The sequence below is a fragment of the Flavobacterium chilense genome, assembly GCF_001602525.1.
GTDB lineage: Bacteria > Bacteroidota > Bacteroidia > Flavobacteriales > Flavobacteriaceae > Flavobacterium > Flavobacterium chilense.
The window spans coordinates 277879-301569 of sequence record NZ_LSYT01000007.1 but is presented as its reverse complement, the minus strand read 5'-3'; the positions used below and the strand labels follow the sequence as shown (position 1 = coordinate 301569).

General features: G+C 33.8%; 20 protein-coding genes and 1 tRNA gene. 14 read left to right on the top strand and 7 right to left on the bottom strand.

What is annotated here, in order from left to right; all coding sequences use genetic code 11:
- The first annotated feature begins 64 nt into the window (after positions 1 to 64).
- A complete protein-coding gene (locus tag A4F88_RS17665; protein WP_068843984.1) occupies positions 65 to 898 on the top strand; it encodes a GIN domain-containing protein in 834 nt (277 codons plus the stop codon).
- 233 nt (positions 899 to 1131) lie between these two features.
- On the opposite strand, the gene trxB is transcribed toward A4F88_RS17665, so the two are convergent.
- The gene (trxB, locus tag A4F88_RS17660; RefSeq protein ID WP_068843981.1) at positions 1132 to 2079 is read right to left on the bottom strand and encodes a thioredoxin-disulfide reductase; all 948 of its coding nucleotides are present in this window, start codon (positions 2077 to 2079) and stop codon (positions 1132 to 1134) included.
- Between the two features lie 176 nt (positions 2080 to 2255).
- On the opposite strand from trxB, the gene A4F88_RS17655 reads away from it, so the two are divergent.
- The 10 genes from A4F88_RS17655 (at position 2256) to A4F88_RS17610 (ending at position 14371) form a co-directional block, all read left to right on the top strand.
- Positions 2256 to 2330: transfer RNA gene (locus A4F88_RS17655), tRNA-Pro, on the top strand.
- A gap of 1017 nt (positions 2331 to 3347) precedes the next feature.
- Positions 3348 to 4646 carry a zinc-dependent metalloprotease gene (locus A4F88_RS17650; RefSeq protein WP_162268802.1) on the top strand — a complete coding sequence of 433 codons (1299 nt, stop codon included), beginning with the start codon at positions 3348 to 3350 and terminating at the stop codon, positions 4644 to 4646.
- A 444-nt stretch (positions 4647 to 5090) separates the two neighbouring features.
- Positions 5091 to 7613, top strand: a complete 2523-nt coding sequence (locus tag A4F88_RS17645; protein ID WP_068843977.1) for a DUF2339 domain-containing protein — start codon at positions 5091 to 5093, stop codon at positions 7611 to 7613.
- Positions 7600 to 8826: a DUF3999 family protein gene (locus tag A4F88_RS17640; RefSeq protein WP_068843976.1), complete on the top strand. Its 1227-nt coding sequence runs from the start codon at positions 7600 to 7602 to the stop codon at positions 8824 to 8826. The genes A4F88_RS17645 and A4F88_RS17640 overlap by 14 nt, the downstream gene beginning before the upstream one ends.
- Before the next feature lie 244 nt (positions 8827 to 9070).
- Entirely contained in the window at positions 9071 to 9838 is a 768-nt protein-coding gene (locus A4F88_RS17635; RefSeq protein ID WP_068843974.1) for a ParA family protein, read from the top strand.
- Between the two features lie 4 nt (positions 9839 to 9842).
- Positions 9843 to 10745 (top strand): ParB/RepB/Spo0J family partition protein, encoded by a 903-nt coding sequence (locus tag A4F88_RS17630; RefSeq protein ID WP_068843972.1) that lies wholly within the window; start codon positions 9843 to 9845, stop codon positions 10743 to 10745.
- Positions 10745 to 11305 carry a DUF5683 domain-containing protein gene (locus tag A4F88_RS17625; RefSeq protein WP_068843970.1) on the top strand — a complete coding sequence of 187 codons (561 nt, stop codon included), beginning with the start codon at positions 10745 to 10747 and terminating at the stop codon, positions 11303 to 11305. The genes A4F88_RS17630 and A4F88_RS17625 overlap by 1 nt, the downstream gene beginning before the upstream one ends.
- Positions 11306 to 11344: 39 nt before the next feature.
- A complete protein-coding gene (gene dapB / locus A4F88_RS17620; RefSeq protein WP_068843968.1) occupies positions 11345 to 12046 on the top strand; it encodes a 4-hydroxy-tetrahydrodipicolinate reductase in 702 nt (233 codons plus the stop codon).
- Between the two features lie 56 nt (positions 12047 to 12102).
- A complete protein-coding gene (lepB, locus tag A4F88_RS17615) occupies positions 12103 to 13659 on the top strand; it encodes a signal peptidase I (protein WP_068843966.1) in 1557 nt (518 codons plus the stop codon).
- 97 nt (positions 13660 to 13756) lie between these two features.
- Positions 13757 to 14371, top strand: coding sequence for a WbqC family protein (locus A4F88_RS17610; protein WP_068843964.1), 615 nt, complete (start codon positions 13757 to 13759; stop codon positions 14369 to 14371).
- A 2-nt stretch (positions 14372 to 14373) separates the two neighbouring features.
- Here A4F88_RS17610 and A4F88_RS17605 read toward each other — a convergent pair whose 3' ends face one another.
- The 6 genes from A4F88_RS17605 to A4F88_RS17580 all read right to left on the bottom strand — a co-directional run bounded on the left by A4F88_RS17605 (position 14374) and on the right by A4F88_RS17580 (position 20622).
- Positions 14374 to 15420 carry an endonuclease/exonuclease/phosphatase family protein gene (locus A4F88_RS17605; RefSeq protein ID WP_068843962.1) on the bottom strand — a complete coding sequence of 349 codons (1047 nt, stop codon included), beginning with the start codon at positions 15418 to 15420 and terminating at the stop codon, positions 14374 to 14376.
- 18 nt (positions 15421 to 15438) lie between these two features.
- Positions 15439 to 16302, bottom strand: a complete 864-nt coding sequence (locus tag A4F88_RS17600; RefSeq protein WP_068843960.1) for a rhomboid family intramembrane serine protease — start codon at positions 16300 to 16302, stop codon at positions 15439 to 15441.
- Between the two features lie 42 nt (positions 16303 to 16344).
- Entirely contained in the window at positions 16345 to 17094 is a 750-nt protein-coding gene (locus A4F88_RS17595) for a rhomboid family intramembrane serine protease (protein WP_068843958.1), read from the bottom strand.
- Positions 17091 to 19022: a DNA mismatch repair endonuclease MutL gene (mutL, locus tag A4F88_RS17590; RefSeq protein WP_068843957.1), complete on the bottom strand. Its 1932-nt coding sequence runs from the start codon at positions 19020 to 19022 to the stop codon at positions 17091 to 17093. The genes A4F88_RS17595 and mutL overlap by 4 nt, the downstream gene beginning before the upstream one ends.
- Before the next feature lie 166 nt (positions 19023 to 19188).
- On the bottom strand, positions 19189 to 19761 hold the full coding sequence (ribH, locus tag A4F88_RS17585) for a 6,7-dimethyl-8-ribityllumazine synthase (RefSeq protein WP_068843956.1): 573 nt from the start codon (positions 19759 to 19761) through the stop codon (positions 19189 to 19191).
- An 81-nt stretch (positions 19762 to 19842) separates the two neighbouring features.
- The gene (locus A4F88_RS17580) at positions 19843 to 20622 is read right to left on the bottom strand and encodes a tetratricopeptide repeat protein (RefSeq protein WP_068843955.1); all 780 of its coding nucleotides are present in this window, start codon (positions 20620 to 20622) and stop codon (positions 19843 to 19845) included.
- 381 nt (positions 20623 to 21003) lie between these two features.
- Between A4F88_RS17580 and recF the strand changes: the two genes are divergently transcribed.
- The 3 genes from recF to A4F88_RS17565 all read left to right on the top strand — a co-directional run bounded on the left by recF (position 21004) and on the right by A4F88_RS17565 (position 23685).
- On the top strand, positions 21004 to 22086 hold the full coding sequence (recF, locus tag A4F88_RS17575) for a DNA replication/repair protein RecF (protein WP_068843953.1): 1083 nt from the start codon (positions 21004 to 21006) through the stop codon (positions 22084 to 22086).
- A gap of 208 nt (positions 22087 to 22294) precedes the next feature.
- Entirely contained in the window at positions 22295 to 22993 is a 699-nt protein-coding gene (locus tag A4F88_RS17570) for a thioredoxin domain-containing protein (protein WP_068843951.1), read from the top strand.
- Between the two features lie 11 nt (positions 22994 to 23004).
- Positions 23005 to 23685 carry a DUF2461 domain-containing protein gene (locus A4F88_RS17565; protein WP_068843949.1) on the top strand — a complete coding sequence of 227 codons (681 nt, stop codon included), beginning with the start codon at positions 23005 to 23007 and terminating at the stop codon, positions 23683 to 23685.
- The last annotated feature ends 6 nt before the right edge of the window (positions 23686 to 23691 follow it).

Genomic DNA, 23691 nt, shown 5'->3' with positions numbered 1-23691 from the left:
TAAAAAAATCATTCATCGAAAGTGGATGATTTTTTTATATTTGTGAAAATCAAATTTAAATTTAATGAAAAAAAATACAGCCCTGCTCCTCTTATTATTAGTTACTACATTAACCTTTGCACAAAGGAGAGAAAAAATAAAAGGATCTAAAGTCGTAACAACTTCTGTAAAAGAAGTAGGCGAATTTGATGGCATCGAAGCCGATGACAATCTGGAAGTTTATCTGGAAAGAGGTGAAAAAAACGAAATCAAAATTGAAGCCGATGATAATTTACATGATATTGTCGCAATGGATTTAAGAGAAAGAGTATTACGTTTATATACCTCAAAAGAAAGTACCATTTTCAAAAAATTAATTGTTCGTGTTACCTATACCAAAACATTAAAATCGGTCATTGCCAAAAACGATGCTGCTGTTTATGCCATTCAGGAACTTCAGTTAGATGACATTACATTTAATAGTTTTGATTATTCAAAGTTATTTCTAAACGTAAATTCTAAAAAGTTCAGCTTATTTGCTGATGACAAGTCAAGAACCGAATTGAATTTAAAATCTGAAGAAGCGAATTTACAATTAAGCAAGAACGCATCTATTAAAACATTAGTTTCTGCAATAAAATTCAAATGCGATTTATACCAAAAAGCAACAGCTGCTATTGAAGGTATTGCAGAAAAAGCAACCATCCGATTAGATAACAATTCTGTTTTTACTGGAACAAAATTCACACTGAAAGAGGCTAACGTTACCGTTGAAAATTATGCCGTAGGGACTGTTCTTGCTGACACAACCATTTCGATAGCACTTGGAGACAAAGCTGAACTTTCTCTTTTTGGAAGCCCTGCCATAACACTCACCCGTTTTTCTGAAGAAGCTAAATTGTTTAAGAAGATAAAATAAGCTTCATTAGCTTCTTAAAATTCCATAAATAGAAAATATACTTTCCAATATTAAGTCGGACTAATTTCTACCGCAAAGAACACAAAGTTTTATTTTCTATATTTTATAAAAAAACAAAGTTCGCAAAGCTAAGTATTAAATCAGCTTTGCGAACTTTTTATTTTCTCATCGAATGTTGGGAAAAATCTTTGCGCTCTTTGCGGTAAAATCTTTACTCCAATCTGAAACTAAAATTACTCTTTAGATGCTAAATAGCGCTCAGCATCCAATGCAGCCATACATCCTGTTCCGGCAGCAGTAATTGCCTGACGGTAAACATGATCTGCAGCATCTCCCGCTACAAAAACACCCTGAACGTTTGTGTTAGATGTTCCCGGAGTATTTACAATATAACCTGTTTCATCAAGTGTAAGGTAATCTTTGAAGATATCAGTATTTGGTTTGTGACCAATTGCTACGAAAAATCCTGTTGCAGGAATTTCAATAACTTCACCAGTAGTTTTGTTTAAAGCTTTAATAGCGTGAACTACCTGATTATCTCCAACCACTTCAACAGTATCGTGGTTCATTAAAATTTCGATGTTTTCAGTTTTACGAACGCGTTCTTCCATAATTTTAGAAGCTCTGAATTTTTCGCTTCTTACCAGCATCGTTACTTTTTTACAAAGTTTAGATAAGTAATGTGCTTCTTCACAGGCAGAATCTCCTGCTCCAACAATTACAACCTCCTGATTACGGTAGAAAAAACCATCACAAACTGCACAAGCAGAAACTCCGCCGCCCATTTGTAAATAATGTTGCTCTGAAGGTAATCCTAAATATTTTGCTGATGCTCCTGTAGAAATAATAACGGTTTCACAGTGCAATTCGATAGTATCATTAATCCAAACTTTATGAATATCTCCTGAAAAATCAACCTTTGTAGCCCAACCATCACGAATATCTGCTCCAAAGCGTTTTGCTTGTTCTTGCAACTGAATCATCATTTCCGGCCCTGTAACTCCATCAACATAACCCGGGAAATTTTCTACTTCATTAGTCGTAGTCAATTGTCCACCTGGCTGCATTCCCTGATATAAAACTGGATTCATATTAGCTCTGGCTGCATAAATAGCAGCAGTGTAACCTGCTGGTCCGGAACCAATAATTAGGCATTTAATTTTTTCGATTGTATCTGACATAATGTATATAGTTTTAAGAGTTGCAAATGTAAACTTTATTATAAAAAATAACACCGAAAATAAATCCGAAATAACTATCTCAAAATAAGTTTTATTTATTTTGAGTTTTTTCTTTTGTAAAACAAATTTATTACTATATTTGCATCCGCTTACGGGCAGTACAACAAATACATCTTCGGGGTGTAGCGTAGCCCGGTTATCGCGCCTGCTTTGGGAGCAGGAGGCCGCAGGTTCGAATCCTGCCACCCCGACAAAAGTCTTTTCATTTCTGAAAAGACTTTTTTTTTGCTTTAAACTAAAGCCCAAAAATTAGTCATTGGTTCCAAAATGATAAATTATTGTTTTTCTATACTGGTAGTTCTTTCGTTTTTTTTCAATTTTCTAAGTTCTAAATTTTTATTTAATCCTTCAAAATATATCCATTTTTACGATATATGACTTTATTTTTAAATTTTTAACTTCAAAAAAAAACACCTCCATCTACTTTAATTACTGCACCAGAAGTAGCATCTTAAATCATTAGAATCATAAAATTTTACATAAAGTGTTATTTTTCTAAAAAAAATCCTACATTTGAATATTGAACGATTTTCTGTTTATGACAGAAAAATCTCAAAAAGAAGATTTTACTCCAAAAACAATGTTGAAATAGGGAGCAACCCTCTGCCCGCACTATTGCTTGTGAGGAAATCTTATCACATTGTAACATGAAAAAAAATTACCGCTATTTGTTATTACTAATGTTGTGCATTTATGCACCCGTTCTTTTTGCTCAAACTCAAATAATGAGACTGTCGAGTAAAACCAAAAATGATCTTACAGAAAGACAAACAAAAAATTACAATTTGCTTGAAGCTCGTAAAATTTACCAAAGCCTCAATCTGGTCGAAGTTACTCAAATACCTACTGCTACCCAAAGCAACAATATTGTTCTAAAACTCCCATTCCTACCCTGTTCAGAAATTAGCTATATTGCTACTTATGCAGACAGTACCGGAACAGAAATCAATGAAAAAGATATCGTTTTAGACACTTACACATGGCGAGGTCAAAGCTTACAGGACCCTACTAAATATAAAACATGTTCTTTCGGTGAAATGACGCTTGTTAACCATAAGGGCGTTTTTGCTGGTAGCTTCACAATAGACAATCATGGCTATGAGCTTTACGACCTGAGCGAAGGTTTACAGGTAATTGCTGAGCTTAATCCAAAATCGGAAAAACTTATTAATAGTACCTGTGGCACTATACGAAATAGTGTACCGAGTATGCAACAGATTCCAATACCTGCTGAATGCGACCAGATAAAAACCAAAGTATTAGTTCTTTATACCCAAGACGCACTTAATTCTGTACCAGATGGATTAGCTATAAATGCCCTCGCCAATCTAGCCGTTGCACAAGTGAACCAGACTTTTTCTAACAGTGGCATAAATTACAACATCACATTAAAGGCTGTTTTACCTTTAACCGAATTCTCTGAATCTGGAGAAATAGCATACGATACAAATCTCTTAGCTTCTAATACATATGTTCAAAACCTCCGAAATTTACATAAGGCTGAGTTGGTAGTACTCCTTACAGGGGATTTGTATGGGAATTTCGCAGGATATGCTAAGGCCATTGGTGGTACAAAAGAAGATGCATATGCTATTGTAGATGTAATTGATGCTACCAATTGGCGCTATACTTTTACACACGAAATAGGACATTTGTATGGAGCCAGACATGACGATGACGATGATCCAGGTACAGCACATGGCTACACCTTTGATGTTGGTACACAAAGTAACCATCATTATAAGAGGACAATAATGACACAAACGAATGGCTATTTTGATTATGACAGAATCCAGTACTTCTCCAACCCAAATGTAAATCTTTTGGGGCAGCCTACCGGAGCGCCTTTTAATAATAATGCTGCTAAGGTCAGCGATATGATCAACTATGTCGCAGATTTTTATCCTGACCTCGCCTTGGTCTTGAAAGTGGATGTAACCAGTTCCCCAATTTTACAATGTATAACACAGGGTACAGCTACAGCTACAGCCAAATGTGGATTCGGAAAGTATACTTATAAATGGTATGCTGCCAATTACACCACAGGAATATGGCAGCTTGTGGGTTCTACTCCAACTATTGACACCTATGTACCTGCATCTACCTCGGGTTTCAATTCCAGAGCTTATAAAGTAGTCGTAACTGATGGCTTAGGCCGTAGTGTAAGTAAGACTATTTGGCCAGTTTACAGCTGTTTCCCAGGCGGTAAGTTTCAATTCATCAGCAGTAAAAAAGCACCAGATATAGTTATCAGTAATAAATTAGAATTGTATCCCAACCCTGCAAATAATAACCTTAATATAGATCTGGATTTGATAACAGAAGGAAAGGTAACTATAGAGCTACTGGACATCTCTGGTAAAAAAATACAAACCTTGTATGAAGGAATCGCTACAAGTGGTACTAATTCCTTCACTACCGAACTGAAGCATTATGCTAAAGGTATTTACTTTGTAAAGCTTAGCAGTCCGGATTTTAATAAAACAGAAAAGCTCATTATTCAATAGGCTTAATAATTGAATAAAAAACAAGGAGTTATCAACTTTCAAAGAAGTCAATAACTCCTTTGTTTTATAAGATGTTCCAAAATTTAATAAGTATCTGTACACCAACTCTCATTATGTAATCCTAACATTATCAATTTGGAAGCACATCTTTGTTTCAAAAACTAATATTTACTAATTTATGCTTCATATTAAGAACAGGCTATTAAAAAAGTCTTCTTCTTTAAACTGAATTATCACAAGTCATTTAACACCTGCATAGCATCAACTGATAATTCGCAATATCATAATTTTTAATACTGTTTTTAATATCTTCCACTAGAAGTTTTTTTCTGAATATATAAAGACTTTTTTTTCATGGTTCTTTATTACTTTTTATGCAAAAAAAACTTACCGTATTAAAATGTTATTATATTTACCAATCTTAACATTATACTTATTTCTATCATGGAAAGCTTTCTTTTAGTTGCGTTATTTTGTTTCTTAATTTACATACTGAACACCATAAAAGGCCGTTTTGACCATCTTGAAAACGACATTCAGAAGCTGAGTAAGAAACTAGATCTCCTAAAAACAACAGAAAAACCTGCTGAAACTATTCCGGTTGCACCTATTCCTGTTGTTAAAAAAGAAGAATTCAGGATAACTCCGGAACAATCCACTGAAAACACTCCTGAACCGGTTAAACCTGAAATTATCGAAGAAAAGATTTCAGATGCCCAGCTGGAGAAAATTGCATTGTCTGCTAATATTGACAATTCACCTAAACCTGTCGAATCCGGACCTGCAGAGCCAAAACCAACTCCAAGGCCTGTCGTTCCTGCTGAACCACAAAAAACATTCTGGGAAAACTTCAAAGAGAAAAATCCGGATTTAGAAAAATTCATTGGAGAAAACTTAATCAACAAAATTGGAGTTTTGATTCTGGTTTTAGGAATAAGCTATTTTGTAAAATATGCCATCGACAAAGACTGGATCAACGAACCTGCACGTGTTGGTATTGGCATTTTATGCGGAGCATTAGTAATGGGAGTCGCTCATAAACTGCGTAAAAACTATGCCGCCTTTAGCTCGGTTATTGTAGCAGGAGCCATTGCTATTTTTTATTTCACGATTGGAATCGCTTTTCATGATTACCATTTGTTCAACCAAACAGTTGCTTTTAGCATAATGGTCGTCATAACGGTTTTTAGTGCTTTAATATCTTTATCCTATAATCGAATCGAATTAGCTGTTCTCTCCTTAATTGGAGGTTTTGCCGTTCCGTTTATGGTAAGTACCGGCGAAGGAAATTATATTGTACTCTTTACTTATATTATTATTTTAAACATTGGAATTTTAGCTATAGCCTATTATAAAAAATGGAACCTGGTTAACATTCTTGCTTATGCTTTCACAGTACTTTTATATGCTGCATGGCTGTCCAGAGATTTAAGTTCAGACAAACCGCACTATTCCGGAGCCTTTATTTTTGGTTTTATTTTCTACTTTATCTTTATACTAATGAACATCATTCACAATATCAGATCAAAAGGAGAATTTTCAAAAACCCAGCTTACCATTCTTGCGAGTAATACCTTTTTATTCTATGCTGCCGGAATGACAATTTTATCAAATTATCATCCTGAATTAAAAGGTTTGTTTACAACGGCCCTTGCCTTCTTAAATTTAATTTATGCCTGGTTTCTTTACAAGAAATTCGAGCTTGATGAAAAAGCCGCTTATTTACTTATTGGTCTTACACTAACCTTTATAACATTGGCAATTCCAATTCAGTTTGAAGGAAACTATATTACATTGTTTTGGGCAGCAGAAGCCGTTTTACTGTTATGGCTTTCTCAAAAATCAAAAATAACAAGTTATCGATTTGGGGCTGTAATTGTTCATATTTTAATGATTTTTAGTCTTATTATGGACTGGAAAAAGTATTATGATGGCGACATTCCTTTACATATTGTTATAAATCCAATATTTATAACAGGTGTTTTTGCCATAGCCTCTTTATTTGCAATTTTCTATTTGCTTAAAAATGAAACCGAAAATTCAACTATTTTCGACATCAGTTTTAATCCTGAAACCTACAAAACAATCATTTCAACAGTAGGAATTATTATTGCTTATTTTACCGGTTTATTCGAAGTCATTTATCAATCGAATCATTATATCGAAAATCTCTACAGCTCAATTGCACTGCCAATTGTATATCATTTACTGTTTACTGCCATACTTTCTTCTTTCTTAATAAAACAAAAAACAGCAACAGGATATCAGGGTGCATTATTAATAGCTATTTGCAATATTGTTTTGTTTGCATTCTGGTTCTCAAACTATCAATTTTTAGAACACAAAGACATTATCGCAACCGGAAACGGAAAATCAATTGCTTTTTACTTTCATTATATTTCATTGCTGATTACAATTTATCTCGGCTATCAAATGTTCCATATCTATAAAAAAGTTAATTTCTCTTTTTTCAAAAGTCATTACTTTATGTGGATTGCTGCATTTTTTATTATATACATTGCCAGCTCAGAAGTTATGCTGCACGGTCTTGTTTTAATGAATTCAACAGTCACGCCTCATGACATACAAACCAGCGCGATGTATGCGAATTACAAAAACGACTTGCCTTACTTACGTCAATTTATAGCAGATGATTTTATTGAACTGGCAAGAATCAAAATCATCAAAACGGGTTTACCGGTTCTTTGGGGAATACTTGCTTTTGTGTTTCTAATCATCGGAATCAAAAAACAACAAAAGTCTTTAAGAATCATAGCCTTGTCTCTACTGGGATTAACTATTTTAAAGTTATTTCTGTACGACATCAGCAATATTTCTGAAACCGGAAAAATCATTTCGTTTATTCTTTTAGGAATCTTAATTTTGGTTATTTCTTTTGTATATCAAAAAATCAAAGTCTTAGTAATTGACGAAAACAAGCCTCAGGAAACCAATGAAACTAAATAAATTTATCGCATTACTCTTTTTTATAAACCTTTCGTTTGGCCAATATCAAACTACCGGAAAAATAAAAGAAGTATCACAAAATGGCTTACACGAAATTGTATTATCTCCTTCTATACGCTCTTATTCGAAACAGGATTTAAGCGATATTAGAATATTTGATTCTAAAGGAAATGAGATTCCGTATTTTATTCAAAGCAATAAAAATGTCTCTTCAAATACTTTTGAAGAATACGAAATCGTTTCTAAAACAGTTTCTCCCAAAAAGAGTACTTCGATTATTATTGCTGTTCCGTTAAACGAAAGCAGCAAACAACTTTCGCTGTTTATTGCAAATTCTGATGCAGAAAAAAAATATTCAGTTTCCGGAAGCAATGATCAAAAAGAATGGTTTGGAATTTCTAATGCCCAAATATTATATGACCTAAGCAGTTCATCAGAAACAAGTGTTGTAAAAACAATTTCATTTCCTCTCAATACGTATCATTATTTAAAAATTGATTTTGACGATCAAAAAACACTTCCTGTCAATGTACTAAAAGCAGGAAATTTCAATACTAAATTTCAAAAAAACAAGCTACAGGAAATTGTTCCAAAAAGAACAACGACAACAGAAATCCCTTCAGAAAAAGAAACCCAGATTCATATTCTTTTTGATACACCACAAGTCATCAATCAGATTTCGTTTGAGATTTCGAAACCTACTTATTACAATCGTAAAACAATAGTATTCAAACAAGTAAAACGAATCACTAAAAGAAAATCACAATTATTGGATGAAGAAATTGTCTCGTTTGAACTAAACTCAAATACCCAAAACAACTTTACTATTCCTGAAATATTCGAAAAAGAATTTTTCATCAAAATTGAAAATCAGGACAATCAGCCGTTAACTATTTCAAACATAAAATACAGCCAAAACCCGATTTCAATTATTGCCGATTTGAACGCGGGCGAAAACTATAGTATCAAAACGGGCAATAAATCTGCGAATGCACCTGAATACGATCTTTCAAGTTTTAAAAATAATATTGCTTCTAATTTACCGCAGACATCAGTTTATGCTATTCATCAAAAAGCAACAGTAAAAGATCTAATAGAGCATAAAGAATTCTGGGAACAATCCTGGTTTATGTGGTTTTGCATTTTGTTAGGAGGCGCCACAATTTTATTTTTTACAACGAGTTTAGTAAAAGACTTAAAAAAGAAAGAATAAAAATAAAAAACCTTTTAAACAATTAATTGTTTTTTACTCTCTAAAAGACAATTTGGCTCTTTTTTCAGTACCATTAAAAATAAAACAGCTCAATATTTCGTTACTATTTCTTACGATAACGTAAATTAAATTCGGAAAAACACGCACCATACAACGATTAACCGAAGTTTCTTAAATGTTAACAAAATAGATTTTCAGAAACCATAAATAATTGTATTTTTACGGTTCAAAATTCAGAAAATAAATGGGCAAAATCATTGCTATTGCTAATCAAAAAGGAGGCGTTGGAAAGACTACTACATCAGTAAATCTTGCGGCCTCATTAGGTGTTTTAGAAAAAAAAGTATTATTGATCGACGCTGATCCTCAAGCCAATGCTACATCTGGCCTTGGAATTGACGTAGAATCTGTAGAAGTTGGAACTTATCAAATTCTTGAGCATACTGTAACGCCAAAAGAAGCCATTTTAAAATGTACAGCTCCAAACGTTGACGTGATCCCTGCTCACATTGACCTTGTTGCCATCGAAATTGAATTGGTTGACAAAGAAAACCGTGAGTACATGCTTAAAAAAGCATTAGAACAGGCAAAAGAAGAATATGATTTCATCATTATCGACTGCGCACCATCTCTGGGCTTGTTAACCCTGAATGCTTTAACAGCGGCTGACTCAGTAGTAATTCCTATTCAGTGCGAATATTTTGCACTTGAAGGATTAGGAAAACTATTGAACACCATAAAAAGTATTCAAAAAATTCACAACCCGGATCTTGATATCGAAGGATTGTTACTTACGATGTACGATTCCAGATTACGTTTATCAAATCAGGTTGTAGAAGAGGTTCAAAAACACTTTAACGATATGGTTTTTGACACTGTTATTCAGCGAAATGTAAAATTAAGCGAAGCACCTAGTTTTGGTGAAAGCATCATTAATTATGACGCAACAAGCAAAGGAGCAGTTAATTACATTCATTTAGCTCAGGAAATTATAAAGAAAAACAGCAAATAGTTTTATGACAAAAGCAATTAAAAAACAAGCCTTAGGAAGAGGATTATCAGCATTATTAAAAGATCCGGAAAACGACATTACATCAGTAGAAGACAAAAACGCTGACAAAGTTGTTGGAAACATCATTGAGCTTGAAATAAGTGCTATCGAAATAAATCCGTTTCAGCCTAGAAGCAATTTTAATGAAGAATCGTTACGCGAATTAGCCACTTCTATTAAAGAACTTGGTGTAATTCAACCTATTACTGTTCGAAAATTAGATTTTAATAAATACCAGTTAATTTCCGGAGAGCGTCGTTTGCGTGCTTCGACTTTAGTTGGTTTAACTCATGTTCCTGCTTACATTCGTATTGCTAATGATAACGAATCATTGGTAATGGCATTGGTTGAAAATATCCAGCGTCATGACTTAGATCCAATCGAGATTGCACTTTCGTATCAGCGTTTAATTGATGAAATTCAATTAACACAAGAACAAATGAGCGAGCGCGTTGGAAAAAAACGTTCTACAATTGCCAATTATTTACGTCTTTTAAAACTGGATCCAATCATTCAAACCGGTATTCGCGATGGTTTTATTAGTATGGGACATGGTCGTGCAATTATCAATATCGAAGATTTAGATGTCCAGACTGATATCTATCAAAAAATTGTAAGTCAGAATCTTTCTGTTCGTGAAACAGAAGCTTTGGTAAAAAATTATCACGAAGGTCTTCAGCCAAAGGCAGAAGGAAAACCTAAACCAGAATCTTCATTTGTAGTCAGAGAAACTCAAAAAAATACTTTCAATGACTATTTTGGTTCAAAAGTTGACATAAAAGTCGCTGGAAACGGAAAAGGAAAAATTACAATTCCGTTTAGTTCTGAAGCTGACTTTAACAGAATTATAAAATTAATAAACGGATAGTGAATAAAATTGTCCCCATAAGTTTATTGTTCTTTCTCATAGGAACCGTTTCTCTTTTTGCTCAGGCAAAAAAAGACACGGTTTTGGTTGTTAAAGACATGGGCAAACTAGAAGAAATAGACCCGCTTACACCAGCAAAAGCCGCCTTTTACTCGGCAATTCTACCCGGTTTAGGTCAGGCATACAACAAAAAATACTGGAAAATTCCGTTAGTTTACGGAGCTATCGGTACAAGTTTATACTTTTACATCGATAACAATAAAAAATACCACGATTATCGTGATGCCTACAAACGCAGACTTGAAGGCTATAACGATGATAACTACAAGTTTTTAGATGAAAGCAGACTTATTGCAGGTCAGAAATTCTATCAGCGAAACAGAGATTTATCAGCCTTATTTGTAGTCGGTTTTTATGTTCTAAACATTATCGACGCCAATGTTGATGCTGCTTTGCTTCAATTCAACGTAAATGAAAGATTATCAATGCGTCCGGAAATTTATCCTGCTGATGTAACATTTAAACCAAACGTTGGACTAACCTTTAATTATCGTTTTTAAATAGTTATTGCTATTTAAAATTCACAAATACATATCATAATGAAAATTGCGCTTTTAGGATACGGAAAAATGGGTAAAGTAATTGAACGAATTGCTTTAGAAAGAGGTCATGAAATTGTTTTAAAGAAAGACGAATTCAATACGTATGACGGGCTTTCAACAGCTGATGTTGCAATCGACTTTAGCGTTCCAACCGCAGCAGTAAGTAACATTTCAAGTTGTTTTAACAACAACATCCCGGTAGTTTCAGGAACAACAGGATGGTTAGAACATTTTGATGAAATGGTTGCGCTTTGCAACGAAAAGCAAGGTGCTTTTATATCAAGTTCAAATTTTAGTTTAGGAGTTAATATCTTCTTTGAACTAAATGAATATTTAGCCAAAATCATGTCACAACTGGACTCATACAAAGTGACAATGGAAGAAATACATCATACTCAAAAATTAGATGCTCCAAGCGGAACAGCAATTTCTTTGGCAAAAGGTGTTATTGAAAACAGTAATTATATCAATTGGACTCTGGATCAGGCTAAAAACAACGAAATTCATATTGAAGCAAAAAGAATTGGAGATGTTCCGGGAACTCACACCGTAACTTATGACTCAGTTGTTGATAGTATCGAATTAAAACACACTGCACACAACCGTGAAGGTTTTGCACTTGGAGCTGTAATTGCTGCTGAATGGCTTGCCGGAAAAACGGGAATTTACAGTATGAAAGATGTTTTAAACCTAAAATAAACAGATTGAAATTTTAAGGCTAAAACCTTAAGTATGAAACTTTAAATACAATATCTATGACACTATATCTTTGGTTCGTATTTTTCTTAGCAGTACAAGTTATTCATTTTCTTGGAACCTGGAAATTATATCAGGCAGCCGGAAGAAAACCCTGGGAAGCTGCAATTCCGGTTTATAATTCTATCATTTTAATGAAAATAATCAATCGTCCAACCTGGTGGACTTTATTACTTTTCATTCCGATTATTAACCTGATTATGTTTCCGGTTATTTGGGTAGAAACCTTAAGAACATTTGGCAAAAAGTCAACCTTGGACACATTATTAGGAATTTTTACCTTTGGATTTTACATTTACTATGTTAACTATACTCAAAAATTAGAGTACAATGCCAACAGAAGTTTAACGCCACAAAATAAAACCGGTGATACTATTAGCTCCTTACTTTTTGCTATTATCGTTGCGACATTAGTACACACGTATATCGTACAACCATACACCATCCCTACTTCATCTTTAGAAAAATCATTATTAATTGGTGACTTTTTATTTGTAAGTAAAGTAAATTACGGCCCTAGAGTCCCTATGACAACCGTAGCATTACCAATGGTACATGATACAATTCCGTTTTTAAAAAGAAAATCATACTTAAGCTGGCCACAATTACCTTATTTCAGACTGCCTGCTTTAGAAAAAATAAAAAGAACTGATATTGTTGTTTTCAACTGGCCTGTCGACACTGTACATTATTTCTACGAACCAAAAGGAAGACCGGGAGTAATAAAACCTATCGACAAAAAGTCGAATTATGTAAAAAGATGTGTTGGTATCCCTGGTGACAGTTTATCAATTAGAGACGGATTTGTTTTTATTAACGGAAAGAAATTAGTTCTGCCGGAAAGAGCAAAACCTCAATATTCTTATTCAGTAGCCTTAGATGGAAAAACCCCTTTAGATATCGAATCTTTAATGAGAGAATTAGATATTACGGATGGTGCTTATCTTAAAAATCCGGACAGAAGAGATACTATATACTTTAGAGCTTTAACAGAAGCCAGCGCAGAACGTCTGAAAAACACTCCGGGGATTACGGCTGTAAAAAGAGAGATTGATAAAGGAAACGATAATGCAATTTTTCCTCACATCAACAAATGGAATCAGGACAATTTTGGTCCGATTTACATTCCTGAAGCCGGAAAGACAGTGGCATTAAACAATGAATCTTTACCATTTTACAAGGAAATCATTACCAATTACGAAGGAAACACTTTAGAACTAAAAGGCTCTAAATTTATCATAAACGGTAAAGAAGCCAATACATACACCTTTAAACAAAACTACTACTGGATGATGGGAGACAATCGTCACAACTCAGAAGATAGCCGTTATTGGGGTTATGTACCGGAAAACCACATTGTAGGAAAACCAGTTTTTATCTGGATGAGCTGGGACACAAACGGAAAAGGAATCAATAAAGTACGTTGGGACAGAGTTTTCACGACTGTTGACGGAGAAGGACAACCACAATCTTACTTTAAATATTTCTTATTTGTTCTTGCCGCTTATTTTGTTGGTGAATATTTCTGGAGAAAAAGAAAAGAAAAGAAAGCATAATAAAAAAAAAGTTATTTTTGTTTCAGGTTTCATGTTTCAGATTCGTAAAGAACCTGAAACATGAAACCTGAAACGTTTAACACAAAACCATATAATCATGAATTCCCTGTTACTTCCTACCTATTTTCCGTCAATTAGCCACTTTGCAGTTATGGCTCAATCTGAAAATATTACTTTTGAAATGGAAGATAATTTCCAGAAACAGACTAACAGAAACCGTACCTATATCTATAGTCCAAACGGAATTCAATTATTAAATATCCCGGTAAAACATTCCAAATCTGCACATCAAAAAACAAAAGATGTTTTAATCGAAAATGAATTTGACTGGCAGAAACAACATTTTAAATCATTGGAAGCCGGCTACAGAAGCTCGCCTTTTTTTGAGTTTTTTGAAGATGATATCCGACCTGTTTTCGAAAAACAGCACAAATTCCTTATCGATTTAAATTTTGAAGTTTTAGACATCGTAACAAAGTGTTTACGAATGAAATTAGAGTTCAGTAAAACAACAGAATATTTTCATGAAGTAGAAAACATCTCTGATTTCAGAATGTTGGCAAATGGAAAAAAAGACTTAAATTCTTTTGAAAAATACACCCAGGTTTTTGATGACAAACACGGTTTTATAAACAATCTCAGCGTTTTGGATTTACTTTTTAACGAAGGCAAATTTGCAATGGATTACTTAAAGACACAGAAACTTATTTAGGACTATTCCAGCGAAAGTCTTGTCATAATAGGATAGTGATCTGAGTTTTCGAAATCAGGGAAGCTTTCAAATTGTTTTACCTTCATTTTGCTGTCAGTAAAAATATAATCAATTCGGGCAGGATAATAACGGAACTTGTAAGTTGCCCCAAAACCTTCTCCTGCTTCTTCAAAAGCATCTTTCAGTTTTCCTTTTATGTTTCGGTAAACATATGAAAAAGGACTATTATTCATGTCTCCACAAATAATAATTGGATTTTTACATTGTTTTATATTTTCTTTGAAAATTTCAGCCTGTTCCTGCTGCTGCCTGAATCCTTTACTTATTCGGGTATAAATTAGCTGCGACTTTTCCTGATTTACATGATCAATATTATCTGAAATATCACTTACATCAGGTGATATTTTAATAGATTGTAAATGCATGTTATACACCCTGATAATGTCTTTTCCGCGTTTAATATCAGCATAAATAACATTGTTATCAGAGTTTGGAAAAATGATATTTCCTTCATACAAAATAGGAAACTTGGAAAATATAGCCTGTCCGGTTTTTATCTTTTTTCCATCAATAAATATGTAACGATACGGATACACTTTTAAATCAAGATGTGCTGAATTGGAATATTCCTGAATACATAAAATATCCGGATCTTTTTCATCGATAAAAGCTTTAATATTTGACGGAATATCATCACGATCCAGCCACTTAAAGACATTAAAAAGACGAACATTGTAACTCATTACAGAAAAGTCTTTTTCATCAGGAACATATTCTTTTGCAGAGAACTTATAAAACTTACTGATAAACGTAATTCCCATCAGCAATACCAAACCAGACAAAATAAGGCGCTTTTTAAACTGAATTGCCCAATAAACGAAGAACAGACCATTCATAACAAAAAAAGCCGGCATAAAGAGCGTTAATACCGACAAAAGCGGAAAACTCTTTGGTGCCAGAAAAGGTAAAATATAAATACTAAAAGTTACTACAGTCAGTACTATATTCAAAAAGAACATTATCTTATTAAACCACGAAAGGTTTTTCATATTATATGGCTAAAAGGATTATTTTCCAGCTCTAAATAAAAACTCTTTTTCTTCTTTTGTCAGACAATCATAACCAGACTGGCTAATTTTATCTAAGATCTCATCTATTTGTTGTTGCGTTTTGTCTTTCGTAACAATTCTTGATGTAACTTTTTCTGTAGGTTTTTTGTAATTCTTATGAACTTTTGTGAAAGGGGTCGATGGGGATTTTCTAAATAGGTTAGCAAAAAAGTCTAATGTTCGGGAAACAATTTTACTCAGGTCAGTACCATTTTGAAGCAATTTGATAAAAACAAACCCAAATAAAGCTCCGGCCAGATGCGAAATATGCCCTCCGGTATTATCTAAGCGAAACTGCATTAAATCTAAAACCAGAATAACAGCTGTAATATGCCAGAGTTTTACATTTCCAATAAGCAGCAAACGCACATTCATTAAGGGCTGATATGTAGTAACACCAACCAATATTGCCATAATTGCAGCCGAAGCTCCAACAATTGGCGCCGATATATTTAAAAAATAAAAACTCAATGCAAAAACAACGCCCGAGAAAATAGCACCTAAAATGTACAATCCAAGATATTGTTTTTGAGTAAAAAAGGTTAAAAACAAATTACTGGCAAAATTTAAAACCATCATATTGAACAACAAATGCAAAAATCCATAATGAAAAAATGCATAGGTTAAAAATGTCCACGGCTTAAACATAAACACTTCAGGATCTGACGACAACGCAATCCAATTTGGAAAAACAAACTGGGCATTACTAAAATTATAAAAGAACACTAAAGAAATCAGGAAACAGGCAATGTTCCAGTAAATTACCCGCATTGCAATACCTCCTAACCTATATTGTAGTTTTAAATCGTCCAGAATATTCATAAAGTTTCTTTTGGTTTTTATTTTCGATATTAAAATTAAAAATTAATTCCAACGATTCTTATTAAATTGATTCTTTTTCCAGTACCACATGATTAAAAATCCAAAAAGTGCCCCTCCAATATGCGCATAATGCGCCACTCCGTCTCCTATACCCATGAATGAATTTCCTAAGATTCCGAAAAAACCATCATATAAAAGCATATAAACCGGAACAAAATATTTTGCTTTGATTGGAATTGGAATAAACATAAGAGCCAATTCAGCATTAGGAAACATAAAAGTAAAAGCTACCAGCAAACCATAGATCGCTCCTGAAGCTCCCACAACAGTTCCCATATAAGCCTCGGTAAAATGTTTAAAATCTGAAACCGACAAGATTTGCTGCCATCTTGTATCTATTTTTCCTTCGTCTAACAATTGCAAAATCTGCACTTTATTAAATCCGTTGGCTATCAAAGTATTTAATGCGTCCTGATAGAAATAATAATTCACTGCAAAATTCACTAATGCAGCTCCTAATCCACAGGAAATATAAAAAAACAAGAATTTCTTTCCGCCCCAAAAATGCTCCAGAGTTGAACCAAAAGAATACAAAGCAAACATATTAAATGCAATATGAGCTACTCCGCCATGCATGAACATATGCGTGATGGGCTGCCAAACTTTGAAACCAGGATTTTCCGGAAAGAACAAAGCAAGATATTCGTAAGAAACCGGCACTAACTGAGCACCAATAAAAAAAATAATGTTGATTATCAGTAATTGTTTTACAACAGGAGTTATTTTCATCATAAGGCAAACTTTTTATCTATATCTTCAACACGCATGGTGATGAAAGTAGGTTTTTGAAAAGGTGAAATATTAGGATCTTTACAAGCAAACAAACCATTTACGATGTTATCCTGCTCTTTTTCGGTTAAATAAGATCCCGTTTTAACCGCTAAACTTTTAGCCATTGATTTGGCAATTGTATCATTTTGACTGTAGCTGCTTGCCGGAATTCCGTCCTGCAAATCGCTCAGTAATTGTTCAATAACAAGAGAGACTTCACTTTCTGTAATATTTACCGGAATTCCGGAAATCACAATGTGATCTGTCTGAGCATCTTCAAAAACAAAACCTGTTGTTTCTAAAGACGGTTTTAATTCCTCAATTAACTGCATTTCTCCAGAAGAATAAAACAAATTTAAAGGGAATAACAATTGCTGGCTTGAAGCCTGATTTACCGTCATATTCAGCAAAAACTGCTCATACAAAATACGTTGATGTGCTCTTTGCTGATCAACAATTACCATTCCTGATTTTATAGGCGAAACAATGTATTTTTTATGAATCTGATACGTTCCCTGACTTGCCTGCTCGATTTCATTATCATTAAACAAAGACGAAGTTACTTCTTCATTTTCGAATGTAAAAGGCGAACTCTCAATCGTATCCGTTTCTAAACCTACATATAAACTTTCCCAGGTTGCAGTAGGCTCTACTCTTTTATTATATCCTGAATACGACGACCCTGAACCTGAACCAGATCCTGAACCAGAACTAAAAGCTGAACCTGATCCCGATTTGTATCCTGAACTTGTTTTAGAATAATGCTGATTGGTTTTATCATCTGTAAACGGATTAAAAGTCCCATCAACCTGTATTGTTGGCGTTTCTGCTTCCAAATCTTTATAATGATATGGTGTATCTAAATTAGCATCCCGATCAAAATCAAGAACCGGCGACACATTAAATTGCCCTAAACTATGTTTGATCGATGCTCTTAAAATAGCATACAATGCTTGTTCATCATCAAATTTAATTTCTGTTTTTGTGGGATGGATATTAATATCTATAGTATTGGGCGGAACTTGCAAATACAAAAAGTAACTTGGCTGCGAACCGTCTTTCAAAAGTCCGTCATAAGCCGCCATTACAGCATGATGCAAATAACCGCTTTTAATAAAACGATCGTTTACAAAAAAGAACTGTTCTCCCCTGCTTTTTTTCGCAAACTCAGGCTTACAAACAAATCCCTGTACATTTATAATCTCAGTATCTTCATTAACCGGAACTAGTTTTTCATTGGTTTTACCGGAAAAAATCCCCACAACACGCTGACGATATCCGGCAGCAGGCAAATTGTACAATTCACTTCCGTTATGATAAAAAGTAAAATGAATATTAGGATGCGCCAAAGCTACACGCTGAAACTCATCCATCACATGACGAAACTCAACTGTATCTGATTTTAAGAAGTTTCGACGCGCCGGAATATTAAAAAACAAGTTCTTAACTGCGAACGAAGTTCCTTTTGGTAAAACTGCCGCTTCCTGCGATACAAATTTACTGCCTTCAATGACGATGTGAGTTCCAAGCTCTTCCTGATCCTGCTTGGTTTTCATTTCCATATGTGCAATTGCCGCAATAGAAGCCAGTGCTTCACCACGAAATCCTTTTGTACTCAATGAAAACAAATCTTCGGCAAGACGTATTTTTGAAGTAGCATGACGTTCAAAACACAAACGTGCATCAGTCACCGTCATCCCTACACCATTATCAATCACCTGAACCAATGATTTTCCGGCATCTTTAATAATTAGCTTAATGTCAGTTGCCTTAGCATCAACAGCATTCTCCAGCAGTTCTTTTACAACTGAAGCAGGTCTTTGAACCACCTCTCCGGCAGCAATCTGGTTAGCAACATGATCAGGAAGTAATTGAATAATACTGGACATTAAGAAAAAATAATTTAAAGGTTAAGGTTTAAAGTTTTCAAACCAAGAAGCACAAATTTAATAAATTTCTCTTGGCTTTTAGAATAAGTGGTATCATAAAAAAAACAAAAAACCTATACCATTATTACACAGTATAGGTTTTAGCATTTTTAAAACAAATGTGTTTTTATTCTTTTTCTATTGTAATTGGAGTTTCTTCAATTTGGATTGCTCCTGAAGACAATAAAGGCTGATTAAACGGATGTGATATTGAAGCCTGCTGACGAATATACGCCATTTTTATTGCTGCAATTGCTGCTTCAGTTCCTTTGTTTCCATGAACTCCTCCACTTCTGTCGATAGACTGTTGCATGTTATTATCTGTTAAAACACAAAAAATAACCGGAACATCAGTCTGAACATTCAAATCTTTGATTCCTTGTGTAACACCTTCGCACACAAAATCAAAATGTTTGGTTTCTCCCTGAATTACACAACCAATTACGATCACTGCATCTACGTTTTGTGTTTGCAGCATTTTTTTTGCACCATAAATCAACTCAAAACTCCCCGGAACATTCCAACGGATAATTTGCTGAGCCGGAACATCACAATCAACCAAAGCATCAAAAGCTCCATTGTAAAGTCCCTCAGTTATAGTTTCATTCCACTCAGAAACAACAATCCCAAATCGAAAGTCTTTCGCATTTGGGATCGTGTTTTTATCGTATTCTGATAAATTTTTATTTTCGGTAGCCATCTGTACTATTTAAGATTTTAGAATAATTTCAGATTGCTAAAATACGAATCTAAAATCTAAAATCTGAACTCTTCAATAATATTATTGTGCTAATCCTATCAATACATCAACAGCAGCAGCCTCTGGAGTTGCATCGTAGTTGTCTTTAATGTCTGTTAAATACTTTAGAGCATCTTCTTTTTGACCTAAAGCCAAAGCTGTTTTACCTGCTTTTAATAAGAAACGAGGTGTTGTAAAATCGTTTTTATTAGATTCAGCAGCTTTTACGTAATAATCTAAAGCTTCTTTTTGTTGGTTCTTTTGAGAATAAGCGTCTCCAATTGCACCAATTGCCAAAGCATTTACAATAGCTTCTTTTGATTTAAAGTTACCAAGATACTTAATTGCATCATCATATTTTCCAATATTCAAAGAAGCAATACCAGCATAATAGTTTGCCAATTTTCCTGCATCAGTTCCAGAATACTCTTCAGCAATTTTAATGAACCCAAATTTACCTTCAGAACCATTCAACGCTAATTTGTACAATGAATCACTTGCTACACCATTTGTCGCTTTTTCAAAGTTTTGCTGAGCAACAAACATTTCGCTTGCAGCTTCGTCCTGTTTAGGAGCTTCGATAAATTTTTGGTAACCCAAATATCCAATAGTAGCAACTGCAATACCAGCTACTAAACCAATAATGATTTTTTGATTTTTAGCAACCCAATCCTCAGTTCTTGAAGCAGTTTCATCTAATTTAGAAAAAACACCAGCTGTTGTGCTGTCTTTTTCATCAATAATTACCTGTTGTTCTTCATTTACTTCTTTAACTTCTTTTTCTTTTGGTGCTTTATATCCTCTTTTATTGTAAGTAGCCATTTAAAATTAATTTAGTGAACGGCAAAAATAAAATTTTTATTGAAACTGAGGTAAAAAAAATCAATTTTATCACTATTTTAAAAAAAATATTTTCAATAACGGTAACTCCTTTCGCCTCAGTCCTAAAATAATTCATCTTGAAACACCCCAAAAGCCTAATATATCGATAATTTTCGATAATTTGCACCCTCAAATTTTTGATACTTTCAAATCAAACTTTCTTAAGCTAAAACCAGCATTTTAGCAGTAAATTGAAGCAAATTTTACAAACAGCAGGAAAAAATCTTTTTTTAATTCTTTTCATCTGTCGCAAAACCAGCTTACTTGCTTACTAAAAGTCTAATTGAAATGATCAGATTTTACCATTAGAGTTTCCGAAAAATGTATTTAAACAAAATTTCTTTATTCAATTATAAAAATTTCTCCGAAATCAGTTTTGATTTTGACCACAAGATCAATTGTTTTGTGGGTAAAAACGGAATTGGTAAAACCAATGTACTTGATGCAATTTATCATTTGGCCTACGGAAAAAGCTACTTTAATCCTTTGGCGGTACAAAACATCAAACATGGGGAAGAGTTTTTTGTGATTGATGCCGAGTTAGAAAAAAACGACCGGACGGAACAAATTGTCTGCAGTTTAAAAAAAGGTCAAAAAAAGATCCTGAAACGAAACGGTAAAGCTTATGATAAATTCTCAGATCATATTGGTTTTATTCCGTTAGTCATCATTTCACCTGCTGATCGTGATTTAATTGTAGAAGGAAGCGAAACACGCCGTAAGTTTATGGACAGTGTGATTTCGCAGTTAGATTCGACTTATTTACATCAGCTTATTCAGTATCAAAAAGTAATTGTACAGCGAAATGCTTTACTGAAGTATTTTGCATTAAACCATACTTTTGATAACGACACCTTATCTATATATAATGAACAGTTAAATAGTTTTGGACAATCGATTTTTGAAAAACGAAAAGATTTCCTGAAACAATTTATACCTATATTTAATGTACATCACCAAACGATAACCGGATCTGAAGAAACGGTACAATTGGTTTACGAAAGTCATTTGTTCGAAAAAGATTTATTGACACTTTTGCAGGAAAACATCAATAAAGACCGTGCGCTGCAATACACCAGTGTTGGCATCCATAAAGACGACTTATCTTTTGAAATTGATTCGCATCCCATAAAGAAATTCGGATCGCAAGGACAGCAGAAATCATTTTTGATTGCTTTGAAACTGGCTCAGTTCGAGTTTTTAAAAAAACAAAGCGGTGTAAAACCCTTATTGCTTTTTGATGACATTTTTGACAAACTGGACGAAAGCCGTGTAGCTAAAATTGTCGAAATGGTAAACAGCGAAACTTTTGGGCAGCTTTTTATTTCAGATACACACCCGGAACGAACAGAAGCAATTGTAAAATCGACGCATCAGACTTATAAGATGTTTAATTTAGGGTAATTTTTTTGCCACGAATTTCACTAATTATCTTTGTCGAGCTGCTTACGGATATTTCTCGTTCCTCAGAATGACAAAAATGTGCGTACTAAATAAAAATCCGTGCTAATTCGTGCAATTCGTGGCTAACTAGTTTTTTTCACTTTCTATTATGAACTCAAAAATTGAAAAATCATTACTTTAGCAATTCTATATTTTAAAATTCAGTCTTATGAAGTTTTCTAAAATTTTATTCCTAATAGTTTCCGTTGTACTAATTTCCTGTAACGATAAAAAATCCGGTTCTTTTGAATCTATTCCTCCAAAAGAATTTGCAGAAAAAATCAAAACAACACCAAATCCACAAATTTTAGATGTTCGAACTCCGGAAGAGTTTGAAACTGAACATATCGACAATGCTAAAAATATAAACTGGAACAGTGATGATTTTGCAGAAAAAGCAACATCATTCAACAAATCTAAACCTGTTTTTGTTTATTGTCTAAGTGGTGGAAGAAGCAAAAAAGCGGCGAATAAACTAACCGAATTAGGCTTTACTACTGTTTATGAACTCGAAGGCGGATTCCTGAACTGGAATGAAGAAGGATTTGGAAAACCGACTACAGCCCAAGTTGGAATGACTACAAATGATTTCAACGCCTTATTAAATACAGACAAAAAGGTTTTGGTTGATTTTTATGCAGAATGGTGTGGTCCATGTAAACAAATGGAACCTTTCATTTTAAAAATGCAAAAAGAAATGGCTGATAAAGTCGTAATTGTTCGCATTGATGTTGACAAAAACAAAACTTTGGCAACACAAATGAAAATCAATGAGCTTCCAGCTATTATGATATACGAGAACAAAACCATCAAATGGCAAACTACAGGTTTCATCAGTGAAACAGATTTAAAAAAACAACTGCAATAAAATAAAAGAATATGCTAACGAAAGAATCATTGCAATTTTTAGACGATTTAAAAAAGAACAACAACAGAGACTGGTTTCAGGACAATAAAAAACGATATGAGATTTTCAAGAAAGATTATCACCAGTTGGTAAGTGATTTTCTGGATGTAATGAAACCGCTTGATGCGTCATTAGAATTATTGGAGGTTAAAAATTGCACCTTCAGGATTAATCGTGACATTCGGTTCTCTAAAGACAAATCTCCTTATAAAGCGCATCTTGGCATTTGGCTTTCGGGCGGAACAAAAGGTTTAAACCGTGCCGGATATTATGTACATATAGAAAAAGGTGCCAGTTTTATTGCGGGAGGATTTTATTCGCCTGAAGCAGATGATTTAAAAAAAGTACGCAAAGAAATTGCTTTTTTCTATGATGACTTAGAAGCGATTTTAGCAGATAAAAACTTTAAAAAAGAATTTGGAAGTTTAGATGTAAACGAAAACAATTCGCTTAAAAACCCGCCTAGAGGCTACGAAAAAGAGCATCCTGCCATTGAGTTTTTAAAATTAAAAAGCTTTACGGCAACTCAAAAATATGACATTGCCGAAGTCAATCAAAAAGATTTTGTTACTAAAATGAGCCAAAAACTTATCGCCTTAAAACCATTAAACGAATTCATTAATCGCGCTTTAGAAACAGAAGAAGAATTTTAAAAAAAG

Bases quoted from the DNA above. Each gene is read 5' to 3' on its own strand.
- A4F88_RS17605 (WP_068843962.1), bottom strand. From the start codon at position 15,420: ATGAAAAACCTTTCGTGGTTTAATAAGATAATGTTCTTTTTGAATATA.
- recF (WP_068843953.1), top strand. From the start codon at position 21,004: ATGTATTTAAACAAAATTTCTTTATTCAATTATAAAAATTTCTCCGAA.
- A4F88_RS17635 (WP_068843974.1), top strand. From the start codon at position 9,071: ATGGGCAAAATCATTGCTATTGCTAATCAAAAAGGAGGCGTTGGAAAG.
- A4F88_RS17640 (WP_068843976.1), top strand. From the start codon at position 7,600: ATGAAACTAAATAAATTTATCGCATTACTCTTTTTTATAAACCTTTCG.
- A4F88_RS17600 (WP_068843960.1), bottom strand. From the start codon at position 16,302: ATGAATATTCTGGACGATTTAAAACTACAATATAGGTTAGGAGGTATT.
- A4F88_RS17565 (WP_068843949.1), top strand. From the start codon at position 23,005: ATGCTAACGAAAGAATCATTGCAATTTTTAGACGATTTAAAAAAGAAC.
- A4F88_RS17665 (WP_068843984.1), top strand. From the start codon at position 65: ATGAAAAAAAATACAGCCCTGCTCCTCTTATTATTAGTTACTACATTA.
- A4F88_RS17570 (WP_068843951.1), top strand. From the start codon at position 22,295: ATGAAGTTTTCTAAAATTTTATTCCTAATAGTTTCCGTTGTACTAATT.
- A4F88_RS17630 (WP_068843972.1), top strand. From the start codon at position 9,843: ATGACAAAAGCAATTAAAAAACAAGCCTTAGGAAGAGGATTATCAGCA.
- A4F88_RS17610 (WP_068843964.1), top strand. From the start codon at position 13,757: ATGAATTCCCTGTTACTTCCTACCTATTTTCCGTCAATTAGCCACTTT.
- dapB (WP_068843968.1), top strand. From the start codon at position 11,345: ATGAAAATTGCGCTTTTAGGATACGGAAAAATGGGTAAAGTAATTGAA.
- A4F88_RS17645 (WP_068843977.1), top strand. From the start codon at position 5,091: ATGGAAAGCTTTCTTTTAGTTGCGTTATTTTGTTTCTTAATTTACATA.
- trxB (WP_068843981.1), bottom strand. From the start codon at position 2,079: ATGTCAGATACAATCGAAAAAATTAAATGCCTAATTATTGGTTCCGGA.
- mutL (WP_068843957.1), bottom strand. From the start codon at position 19,022: ATGTCCAGTATTATTCAATTACTTCCTGATCATGTTGCTAACCAGATT.
- A4F88_RS17595 (WP_068843958.1), bottom strand. From the start codon at position 17,094: ATGATGAAAATAACTCCTGTTGTAAAACAATTACTGATAATCAACATT.
- ribH (WP_068843956.1), bottom strand. From the start codon at position 19,761: ATGGCTACCGAAAATAAAAATTTATCAGAATACGATAAAAACACGATC.
- lepB (WP_068843966.1), top strand. From the start codon at position 12,103: ATGACACTATATCTTTGGTTCGTATTTTTCTTAGCAGTACAAGTTATT.
- A4F88_RS17650 (WP_162268802.1), top strand. From the start codon at position 3,348: ATGCAACAGATTCCAATACCTGCTGAATGCGACCAGATAAAAACCAAA.
- A4F88_RS17580 (WP_068843955.1), bottom strand. From the start codon at position 20,622: ATGGCTACTTACAATAAAAGAGGATATAAAGCACCAAAAGAAAAAGAA.